General features: G+C 39.6%; 9 protein-coding genes. 1 reads left to right on the top strand and 8 read right to left on the bottom strand.

Features of this window, described 5'->3' with window-relative positions; all coding sequences use genetic code 11:
- A partial coding sequence (locus ACFPQ3_RS08980; RefSeq protein WP_380434069.1) for an IS30 family transposase occupies positions 1–578 on the top strand: 578 nt, incomplete at its 5' end.
- A gap of 230 nt (positions 579–808) precedes the next feature.
- Here ACFPQ3_RS08980 and ACFPQ3_RS08975 read toward each other — a convergent pair.
- From ACFPQ3_RS08975 to ACFPQ3_RS08940, 8 genes are all read right to left on the bottom strand, one after another.
- Complete coding sequence (locus tag ACFPQ3_RS08975) at positions 809–2,149, bottom strand: APC family permease (protein WP_156806061.1); 1,341 nt, start codon at positions 2,147–2,149, stop codon at positions 809–811.
- Positions 2,150–2,578: 429 nt separating this feature from the next.
- Positions 2,579–3,460, bottom strand: a complete 882-nt coding sequence (locus tag ACFPQ3_RS08970) for a class II fructose-bisphosphate aldolase (protein WP_121835190.1) — start codon at positions 3,458–3,460, stop codon at positions 2,579–2,581.
- Between the two features lie 169 nt (positions 3,461–3,629).
- A complete protein-coding gene (locus ACFPQ3_RS08965; protein ID WP_156806060.1) occupies positions 3,630–4,469 on the bottom strand; it encodes an aldo/keto reductase in 840 nt (279 codons plus the stop codon).
- A 12-nt stretch (positions 4,470–4,481) separates the two neighbouring features.
- On the bottom strand, positions 4,482–6,227 hold the full coding sequence (locus ACFPQ3_RS08960) for a 1-deoxy-D-xylulose-5-phosphate synthase (protein ID WP_156806059.1): 1,746 nt from the start codon (positions 6,225–6,227) through the stop codon (positions 4,482–4,484).
- Complete coding sequence (locus ACFPQ3_RS08955; RefSeq protein WP_156806058.1) at positions 6,224–6,643, bottom strand: MerR family transcriptional regulator; 420 nt, start codon at positions 6,641–6,643, stop codon at positions 6,224–6,226. Before ACFPQ3_RS08955 ends, ACFPQ3_RS08960 begins: the two co-directional genes overlap by 4 nt.
- Before the next feature lie 98 nt (positions 6,644–6,741).
- On the bottom strand, positions 6,742–7,725 hold the full coding sequence (locus tag ACFPQ3_RS08950) for an aldo/keto reductase (protein ID WP_156806057.1): 984 nt from the start codon (positions 7,723–7,725) through the stop codon (positions 6,742–6,744).
- Between the two features lie 309 nt (positions 7,726–8,034).
- Positions 8,035–9,186 (bottom strand): N-acetylglucosamine-6-phosphate deacetylase, encoded by a 1,152-nt coding sequence (gene nagA, locus ACFPQ3_RS08945; RefSeq protein WP_156806056.1) that lies wholly within the window; start codon positions 9,184–9,186, stop codon positions 8,035–8,037.
- A gap of 110 nt (positions 9,187–9,296) precedes the next feature.
- Entirely contained in the window at positions 9,297–10,931 is a 1,635-nt protein-coding gene (locus ACFPQ3_RS08940; protein ID WP_156806068.1) for a Na/Pi cotransporter family protein, read from the bottom strand.
- Positions 10,932–11,076 lie beyond the last annotated feature (145 nt).

Below are 11,076 nucleotides of genomic sequence, written 5' to 3'. Positions count from 1 at the left end.
GCCTGTTGACGATTAAACCAATTGATTTACCTAAGATGGTGAGCATCCGAAAACGGTCTAAAGTCACATCTAAGGTCGCAAAGAAAGTCCTAGGAAATTCCATAGAAGAACGTCCTGAGTCAATTAACGACCATCCTACGTTTGTCCACTGGGAGATTGACCTTGTACTCGGTAAGAAAACCAAGGGTGAAGCTGTTGTTATGACCTTGGTAGAACGCCAAACTCGGTTTGCCCTTGCTTGTCAATTGCCGAATAAGCAAGCAGAGACGATTAACGCTACAGTTAAGGAACTTCTTTTAGACTATCCTATTCTTTCGATCACGTCGGACAATGGTTCAGAGTTTAGTAGTTTGTCAGACTTACATGGAGTTGATATATACTTTGCCCATCCTTATTCTTCGCATGAAAGAGGGACTAATGAAAACTTCAACGTTCTTTTGAGAAAGTTTCTCCCAAAAAGTATCTCTCTAAACCCACTGACAACAGAAGAACTTAATCGTTATGTCTCTGCTATCACTAATAGACCTAGACGGCTTCACCACTATAAAACTGCAAATTTTCTGTTTGGGCTAGCCTAAAAATGGAATACTAGTCTACCCACGAACTTGTTGCACTTGACTTGACAATTTGCCTGAGAAATTCCCAAAGTAAGTTCCACTTTTAGAAGCGTTGAGTTTTTAGCATTTAGGCGTCAAGTGCTTAGAAGAACCTATCTACATTATTCACCAATACATCTATGTGTTCAGTATTTTCAGTTCACTGCGCAGCTTGTTCTTCCCTAAGTGAGAGACCCACAATCGGTTGTAGCTTACTTTTGCTCAGTATTTTTACGGTAAAAGGCAAAGCTTCCGAGACAAAAGAGTAAGCAAAACAGCATGAATGAAGTTGCCATAACAAAATTTGTTAATAGGCTGCCGATGAATAGAATAAGAATGGATAAAATGGCGAAAATCGGTGAAAAGAGACCGGTCAATTTATTCGTAATTTCTCCTTTACGATATAAACCTAAAACAGCAACATATAGGAAAATAAAGGACATATTGTTAAAAACGATTGCAATTTCACTGATGTCACTTCCTGGCAGAAGATGATACGTCGTTGCCAAATAATGAATTCCCAACCAAATCAAGGTCATCACTACGGTAGATAAGCTGGCTGCAATAGAAAGCTGATAGCGACGATTAACTTTCTCAAACCGTTTACTTTTAATCCAACCACGTGCCGCAAAAGCCTGAGGTAATCTCATGTTGGAGAGCATCAAACCATTCGATACTCCCAAAACTGCAATAATGATAATCACTAGAAGTAGCTTGCTAATAGTTTTTCCATAAATCATTTCTGTAGCATAAAGTACCGCATCATTTCCAGTCGTCATAATAAAACTAGGTCCCAAAATACGATTTAAGCCATAGAAAAATACCAGATAGAGGGTAAGAATAACTAAGGGTCCAATAATGAAGGCTTTAGCTAAATTTTTCTTAGGATTCTTCAATTCTGGGACAATACTGGCAACGACAGTCCAACCATCATAAGCAAAGTAGAGCGGCATAAGACCAGATAACCAGCCTAAACCAACTTGGCGCGGTTCAACTGGTGTCAGCCCTTGCGGTATCTCAGGCACCGCTTGACCCCAAAAAAGACCAACAAGTGCTATCGCAAGAAGCGGAATAATTTTTAAGACAGTCGATAAAGATTGAAATCGTCCTGCCAAAACACGAGAGTAGATGTTCATCACTGCTAGAAGCAGAAGGTAAACTGCTGCTAATAGAATTTGACTTTCCAAATCCGATCCACTTCCAAGCGTAAAGCTCGCTGCTACCCATGCAACAACTGCATTTAAGGCTGGAAGGTAAACATATGCTGAAAACAAACCGAGCGATGCGGCTAAGCCAGGATGAAGGTAGGTCATGTAATAGGAAAAAATCCCTCCGTCATCATCATTTCGCGCCGCTAACTCTGATAAACTCAAAGCTCCAAAAACGATCGAGAAAGAACCAAGAATAATAATAAGCATCCCAAGACCAACATTTCCGCCAGCATAGGTTAAAATGTCATCAACCTTAAAATAAATCCCCGATCCAATAACTACACCAACAATTAATGCGATGGCTGTTGACAAGCCATAAACTTTTCTATCTTGTTTGTTCATTCAGTCTATTTTCCTCCAATATCTTATTAACCGTTTGTATTTAGCGAATTTTTATCTTTACTTTTTCTATCAACATTAACCATTATAGCTTAAAGAATGCCCTATAACAAGATTATTTGCTCCGCCCTCCGAACAATAATAGAAATTGTAAATTTACCTAAAATTCAGACAATATAGCCCTAATTAATAATATCTAGCTCTTAAATAGATATTCATAGTAATAAAAAAGCCTACCTAAAGCGGATAGACTTTAATATTATTATTCTTTATTTACTCGTAGTCTGAGATTTTTCGCAGAACTGAACAGTATAAAACTACTTCGCATCTAAAGCATAGGAAAAGGACTCCCTAATCGGAAATCCTTTCATTTTTTATTCAACGTTAAATTAAGCTTTGTTTGCTCCAAATCAAAGATTTATTCGCAGATTCTTATGCTTTGTTTGCTGAACCAAATACGTCGATACGTTCTTCAACAGCACCTTGAACAGCTTTGATACCTGGTGCCAAGAATTTACGTGGGTCAAAGAGTTTTTTCTTGTCGTATTCTGCTTCATTTGCATCGTAGTTACGTGCAAATTCACGAGTTGCGTTTGAGAATGCGATTTGGCTCTCAGTGTTTACGTTGATTTTAGCAACACCAAGTTTGATTGCAGCAACGATTTGCTCATCAGGAATACCAGAACCACCGTGAAGAACGATTGGGAAACCTGGGATAGCGGCAGCCAATTTTTCAAGGTGATCAAGAGCAAGACCTTCCCAGTTTTCTGGGTATGGACCATGAATGTTACCGATACCAGCTGCAAGGAAGTCAATTCCAGTTTCAACCATTGCTACTGCATCTTCGATTGGAGCGAGTTCACCTTTACCGATGATTCCGTCTTCTTCACCACCGATAGTACCAACTTCAGCTTCAACTGAAATACCTTTAGCGTGAGCTTTTTCAACAACATCTTTAGCCAAGCGAAGGTTTTCTTCTACTGGAAGGTGTGATCCATCAAACATTACTGAAGTGTAACCAACTTCGATACACTCAAGAACATCTTCATAGTGACCGTGGTCAAGATGAATAGCAACTGGAACAGTGATGTTCATTGATTCTACAAGGTTAGCAATAAGTGATTGACACACTTTATAACCACCCATGTATTTAGCTGCACCCATAGAAGTTTGAATAAGAACTGGAGCTTGTTTTGCTTCAGCGGCGCGCAAGATAGCTTGTGTCCACTCAAGGTTGTTTGTGTTAAATCCGCCGACAGCATAGCCGTTTTCACGAGCTGCTTGGACAAATTTTTCTGCTGAAACTAATGGCATTTCGAGCCTCCTAATATTTTTTTGGGTCAAACCCATTACTCGTTTATTTTATCACAAATCCTCTCATAAATCTAGTACTAGGTTAATCACCTTTGAAATATTCTGATTTTTATGCTCATTAACATCAGAAACTAAAAAAAGAGCCTAAGCTCTCCTAATGGTAATCTTGTTAGAAATTAGTATTATCTGGGTCTGGCGCTGTTGTCAAACCTGATATATTTTTGATAAATTCAGCGTCTTCTTGGCTGAGTTCAATGTCAGCGAAATCCATATTTTCTTTAATTCGAGCTTCATGCACTGATTTTGGCAATGGTAAAAAGCCTTCATGCCATGACCAGGCAAGAGCAACTTGGGCAATGGTTTTACCGTATTTTTCAGCCAAGGCTTTCATATCAGCATTTCCGAAAAGTTCTCCCTGCCCAAGAGGTCCCCAAGCTTCGATGACTATATCATGCTTGCGGCAATATTCGACAACTTCTTCTTGGTAGCAGCCTGGTGCCAAACGAATTTGGTTGACTGCTGGAGTAATTTTAGCTGTTTTTGCTAGTGCTTCTAAGTGGTGAACAAGGAAGTTGCTGACACCGATTGATTTAACAAGGCCTGCTTCTTTAGCCTCTTCCATATAGCGCCATGCTTCTGCATTGGCTTCTTCCCAATTGTCACGGAAAGCTTTTGGATTTGGCCAGTGGATAAGGTACAAGTCAATATAATCCAAGTCTAATTTTTTCAATGAGGTTGCTAGCGCAGCTTTTGCCAAATCATAAGAATGAGAATCATTCCATAATTTTGTTGTGATGTAGAGTTCCTCACGTGGAATGCCACTGTCTTTGATTGCACGGCCAACACTTTCTTCATTGCCATAGATAGCAGCCGTGTCAATGTGACGGTAACCAGCTTTAAGGGCATCTAGCGTTGATTGGTAAGCTTCGTTTCCATCAGCTGCTTTAAAGGTTCCAAAACCAAGTGCTGGGATTTTATGTCCATCATTTAAGTTAAACATTGTTGTCATGATTTAATTCTCCTATTTTAAAATGTCTAAGATATCTGTTACAATTTGTTCTTTGTTGAGACGGTATCTGTCATAAAGTTCGGCTTGCGGCACGACTTCTGTAAATTCACGAAGGGAGCCTTTGACTAAAACTTTCACTTCTGTTGGACCAAAGAAACCTGCAATACGTTGACCAAAACCACCATCAACAGAGCCATCTTCAAGTGTCACCACGAGTTCATGGTTGTCTTTCAAGCTTTCCAGAGTTTTTTCATCGAGACTTGCAATAAAGCGTGGATTGATGACAGTAGGAGTAATACCATCTTTTTCAAGTGCAGCTGCGACTTCTTTTCCTAATTGTAAAAATCCACCTAGGCCAAGAATGGCTACACGACTCCCTTTTTGAACAATATCATAGTTTGGAGTGGCAAATTCTTTTTTGACATATTGCTTCTCCATATCTTGTTGTGCTGGAATAGAAATTACGACTGGATTTTCAGTCTGTTGACTAGCAAAGCGCAGCATTTCTTTCAATTCAGCAACATGAGCTGGCGCTAGATAAATGAGATTCGGAATGGTTGCCAACATGGCATGTTCAAAAGTTCCTTGGTGCGTACGATCGCTGTTAGTGATACTAGCACCACGCACAATCAGAACTGCTGGAACCTTATTAATCGCTAAATCGTGAGAAATCTGGTCATAAGCACGTTGCAAGAAAGTGGCACTGTGAAAAACATAAGGTTTAGCTCCAGCAGTAGCAAAGCCAGTCGCCATACTAATATTATGTTGTTCTGCAATGCCTGAGTCCCAATAATGCTCAGGGTATTTTGCTTCGATACGGCCTAAACCAAAGGCACCTGGAATCGCTGCATTCATAGCAAGAACAGGCTTGCCAGCTTCAATTTCTTCCTCAAGAAAATCCACGATGGTTGATTCAAAAGTCGGTTTAGCTAGTGATGGTCTAAGTGGTTCTCCAGTTTTAATATCAAACGGAGAACGCCAGTGATTGGTCTGCTTATCTTTCAAAGCCCAATCGACGCCATGCCCTTTTTCGGTGTGAATATGAAGAAAAACAGGATGATTGGCATCTTTAACTTCTTCAAACAAACCAATTAAATCTGCTATGCTATGCCCATTTTCTAAGTAATGATAATCAAAGCCAAAGGCTTTAAAGAGATTGTTGGTCGCTTGACCATTTGTTGCACGAAGTTCAGCTAAATGTGGATAAAGACCTCCGTAATTTTTGGCAATAGACATTTCATTATCATTGAGAATCACAATGAGGTTACTGTTCAATTCCGCAGCATTGTTAAGACCTTCAAACGCCAAACCACCTGACATTGAACCGTCACCAATAACAGCAATAATATTTCCAGCCTCACCCTTCAAATCACGTGCCTTGGCAAGTCCTTCTGCTAGGGCAATAGATGTAGACGTGTGACCAATGGTGAAAAAATCATGTTCGCTTTCCTCTTGATCAGTATAAGGGGTGATGTCATGGAAATGACCGTCCGCAAAACCTTGTTTTCTTCCGGTTAAGATTTTATGAGGATAAGATTGATGACTGACATCCCAAACAATTTTATCAGTCGGTGAATCAAAAACCTTGTGAAGGGCAATGGTCATTTCAACAACACCTAGATTGGGCCCAAAGTGACCACCAACTTTACTGACTTTATTAACTAAAAGTTCTCTGATATCATTGGCTAAGTCTTCTAGTTCCGAAAGGCTGAGCTTTTTGACATCAGAAGGATTATTGACTTGATTGATAATTGTCATTTTTCTTGTTCCTCCTTGCGTCTAATATTATAGTAGACATCTGTGCGCTCTTTTTCAGTTAGTCCTTGATTTTCAAGTTCAGATAATTGACGATGAATTTTAATTTTTTCAACTAAATAATGGTGTGTTTCTTGTAAATCGTGGATTTGTTGTTCTAAATCGCGCTTTGTTTTTTCAAGTAGCTCTGTCGATAACGTGTGATTATGAAATTCCGCCAAAATCTTACGAATATCTTCCAAAGACATGCCAACACGGCGGTAATGAGCAATAGCTTTCAAACGGTCAACGCTACGCTCATCAAATTCACGAAAGCCACGGTTGTTTCTTGGAATGTCGACCATTCCCTCTTTTTCATAGAAACGAATGGCATGCGCAGAAATCCCTAATTGTTCTGAAATTGTCTTAATGGTGATCACGCTATCCTCCTTTCAATTGAGTATTTTCAATAATTTTCTTGTCCCCATCATACCACCTTAGAGTACAGCTAAGTCAAGAAAGAACAAAGAGTTTCTCCCTAGTACGCACCACGAATATGAGAGTGGACTTCCTCCCAATAAAACTCTGATAATTTTTTCAACTCTGCTGTGGTAAATGGCAGGGTTTTTAGGCTTTCAAGGTTATTATCGACCTGCTGAATGCTCTTAAACCCAGGAATAACTGCTGTAATCCCCTCTTGCTGTAATAGCCATTTAAGTGATGCTGTCGCTAAACCACCGTGGTCTTTACCAATCCATTTCACTCGGTCAACCAACTCAATCGCCTTGTTAAAAGGAAGACCACCAAAGGTCTCACCCACATTGAACGCCGCACCATCACGATTGTAATGACGATGATCATTTTCTGGGAAAACAGATTCTTTAGTGTATTTTCCTGTTAGAAGTCCGCTGGCAAGTGGGACACGTGCTAAAACACCAACATTTTTATCTTTGGCTAGTGCAATCATTTCCTTCACTGGTTTTTGACGAAGTAAATTCACAATGACTTGTAAACTGCTAGCATTTGTATTTTCAAGGACAAATTTTCCTTGGTCATCTGTCTCAACACTGACCCCATAGTAACGAATGATTCCTTCTTTTTTCAAATCTTCAAGCACCGTAAAAACATCCGATTGGGTCAGAATCTCGGTTGTGGGACAATGAATTTGATAGAGGTCCAAGGCATCCATCTGAAGATTACGGAGACTGTCTTCAGCATATTGACGAACTTTTTTATAAGTATAGTTTTCAGGATTAGTAAAATCGTCACGGCGTCCAAATTTTGTAGCAACATAAACACGTTCGCTACGTTCTTTTAATACCTTACCGATAAGTGTCTCACTGCGCCCACCTCCGTAAACATCAGCAGTGTCAAAGAAATTAACCCCTCTATCAATGGCATGGTTAAGAGCAGATTTGGCATTTTCCTCAGTGACATCGCCCCAGTCACCACCGAGCGCCCAAGTCCCAAAACTAACAGCACTGATAGACATATCTGTTGTCCCTAATGGTCTATACTCCATAGAAATCACCTCAGTTTGTTTTCTTCCTATACTAGCACCTTAGACTAGGTCTAAGTCAAGTAAAAAAAGAGTGAAAATCATGACATACGTACGCATGAAGAAAATGCATGTAACTGTTTCCTAGCTACATGCATTTTTTTAAGATATTTTCAAGACATTTACATGTGTGCCCTGTTTATCCTCGTTTCCGTCCATATTATATTATAGCAAAATTTCATCATAAAAAAGATAACCTTTCTATGAAAAACAGTTCTCTGAAAATGAAAATTTCTTCATGTGTTCGTCGTGTGGTGTCCCTTCTCATAAAAATTAAGCTTCAAAGCGCTTCTCCCCATCAATATAGGTCGCCACTAAGTTTAACTCTTTATCAAGGACAATAAAATCTGCAGCATATCCCGCGGTTAACTGACCACAAACATCATCAATATTTACCGATTTAGCTGGAACGAGACTTGCCATCTTAATCGCTTCTGCAGGGGTCGCTAGTCCCCACTCGACAACATTTTTAAGACCATCTTTTAATTTCAAGATAGAACCTGCTAGGCTTCCATTTGATTTTAATCTAGCTGTGCCATTTTCCACAATAACCGGAAATTCACCTAGCATATAATCTCCATCTGGGCAACCTCCCGCTCGCATACAGTCTGTAATGAGAGCAACATGGTCGTATCCTTTTTGTTTCATAAGGATATCACCAGCTTCAGGTACTGAATGGTGACCATCGCAAATCCACTCTGCATAAGTATTTGGAATATAATAAGCAGAGCCAACCATCCCCAATTCACGGTGACTGAGGCCTCTCATCCCATTATAAACATGCACCCAAACAGAGGCACCAGCTTCAACGGCTGCCTTTGCTTGCGCATAAGTGGCATTAGAATGTCCCAAAGCGACAGTCACGCCACGTTCTTTCATTGCTGAAACAAACTCAGCCACACCTTCGCGTTCTGGTGCTAACGCAATTTTCTTAATCAAACCATTAGCTGCTTCTTGCCAAGCATCAAATTCAGTTAATTGGGGATCTGCCATATAGGCTGGATTTTGAGCCCCTTTATATTCTTCTGTAAAATAAGGGCCTTCAAAGTAAATACCTTGAATTTTTGCTCCTTTTTCAGTTCCAGCTACACTTGCAATAGAGGCCGCAGCTTTTTCCAATTGCTCAAACGTCGAGGTCAATGTCGTTGGTAAAAAGGATGTTACCCCCGTAGATAACAAAGCCTCACTCATGTGTAACACTCCTTCCGGATCTGCATCCATGATATCTGCCCCAGCAAAACCATGAATATGAGTATCTACCAACCCTGGTGCAATAGCATAGCCTGTATAATCAATTACTTCTACGTCTTTTGGCATCTCGCTTTGCCATTCTCCAAAATGTCCATCGTTTACTGCTAAATAGCCACCAAATTTTGTTTCGTCTGCAAAATAGAATATATCTGCTTTGATAAATAAACTTGTCATAACAAGCACCTCCGTATCTATATTAATATTATAAAACTTTTTTAAAATTTGTAAATGAAAAAAAGCAGGCACCCCCACTTTCTTTTAAAATAGTTCTACAAGCGTCAAAATTAGATTTGATTTTCTAAAACTTTTTCAGCCAAATTAGCAGCATGATCTGTAATGCGAGTGTAGTGAGAGATAATATCAACAAAGGACATTCCCGCTTGAGCAGAACACTCTCCTTTATTCAAACGGCGAATATGATTTTTACGAATTTGACGTTCCTTGCGTTCGATGTCGCGATGGCGTTCTAACAATTCCTCTGCTAAAGTCCTGTCGCGATCTTCCACCGCACGTACACTATCTAAAATCATACGATGCGTTAAATGATACATGTCACGTAATTCTTGAGACGCTTCTTCAGAGAAACGAGCATCTTTATGATGCACTCCTTCAATCAAAATCACTAAGCCCTCTGAGTGATCTCCAATTCGTTCCAAATCTCGTGAAGCATCAAGCACCCCTGCTAAAACCTCATTTTCAGATGGATTAAGTGCCTCATTTGAAATAGCAATCAAATAATTAGTTAATTCTTCATCAATCCCATTAACGGCTTTTTCATAGCGATGCACATGGTCAGAATATTTCTCATCAGCTGTTTTTAAATAACTGTAAGAAGCCTCCAGTGCTTGGATGGCATATGACGCCAAGTGAATCAATTCTTTTTTCGCATTCCCAAGGGCAATAGCTGGCGCTTGAGTGATTAAAATTTTATCAAGGTAAAGTGCTTCATATTTGGCAACAACCTCTGCTTGACCTGGGATAAATTTTGTCACTAAAATCGCTAAAATGCTAATAAAGGGTAGCAAAATAATAGTATTGGTAATATTAAAGGCTCCATGAGCAAAGGCTATTGTCATCTCAGGAGTCAATTGTAATTGACTTTGTAAAAAATCAATAAAGCCCGTAAAAGGAACTAATAAAATCATGAAAATGACAGTACCAATAACGTTAAATAACACATGCGCCCATGCCACTCGTTTCGCTGCAATCGTTGAACCAATTGAAGCTAGAACTGCCGTAATACATGTTCCTATATTTGAACCTAGAAGAATTGGGATAGACCCTTGCAAATCTAACAAATCACTACTATGAAGACTCTGAACAATACCAATAATGGCTGAAGAAGCTTGTATCAACATAGTTAAAACAGTACCAATAAGGACTCCCATAAATGGCTTATCGCCAAGAGTAGCCAAATAGTCACGGAAAACATCCACCGTTTTTAATGGTTCAACTGCATCCCCCATCAAATTCAGAGAGAAGAAAATCCCACCGACTCCAAAGATGACACGACCTAGATTATTAAGTTTTTTATTTGAGGTGAAAAAAAGCAAAGCGGCTCCAAGGGCTATCATAGGAAGAGCGTAATCTCCTAACTTAAAACCAATCATGAATGAAGTTACTGTCGTTCCGATATTGGCTCCCATGACAATCCCAATCGCTTGTCTAAGGTTAAGTAGACCAGCTGATACCAGACCAACCGTGATAACCGTTACGCCAGATGACGATTGAATAAGAGCAGACATCGCAAGCCCAACCAAAATTCCCAACAGAGGGTTACTAGTATAGCGATCAATATAGTACCTTAAACGGTCACCGGCAGCCTGTTGAAGACCATCCCCCATGTATTTTATACTAAAAAGAAAGAGTCCTAGACCTCCAATAAAATTGAAAACTATATCCTGCCAGTTTAGCGTCACCGTTTTTCTCCGTTCTAAAAAATTATTCTCTTTCATTTTAGACCTTTTTAAGTCTAGAAACAAGTTTTTTAGAAGATTAACAGCAAAAAACAAGAGATTTGGAGAGAAACATACTCCTCAAAATAGCTCATTCCTCGTCATTCTC

This window comes from Streptococcus caledonicus (assembly GCF_042656225.1).
Classification (GTDB): domain Bacteria; phylum Bacillota; class Bacilli; order Lactobacillales; family Streptococcaceae; genus Streptococcus; species Streptococcus caledonicus.
Note: the sequence above shows the minus strand (reverse complement) of the source record. Positions and strands in the feature narration are given on the sequence as shown.

Coding starts and splice junctions, on each gene's coding strand:
- nagA (WP_156806056.1), bottom strand. CDS start 9,186: ATGACAAGTTTATTTATCAAAGCAGATATATTCTATTTTGCAGACGAA.
- ACFPQ3_RS08950 (WP_156806057.1), bottom strand. CDS start 7,725: ATGGAGTATAGACCATTAGGGACAACAGATATGTCTATCAGTGCTGTT.
- ACFPQ3_RS08975 (WP_156806061.1), bottom strand. CDS start 2,149: ATGAACAAACAAGATAGAAAAGTTTATGGCTTGTCAACAGCCATCGCA.
- ACFPQ3_RS08970 (WP_121835190.1), bottom strand. CDS start 3,460: ATGCCATTAGTTTCAGCAGAAAAATTTGTCCAAGCAGCTCGTGAAAAC.
- ACFPQ3_RS08965 (WP_156806060.1), bottom strand. CDS start 4,469: ATGACAACAATGTTTAACTTAAATGATGGACATAAAATCCCAGCACTT.
- ACFPQ3_RS08960 (WP_156806059.1), bottom strand. CDS start 6,227: ATGACAATTATCAATCAAGTCAATAATCCTTCTGATGTCAAAAAGCTC.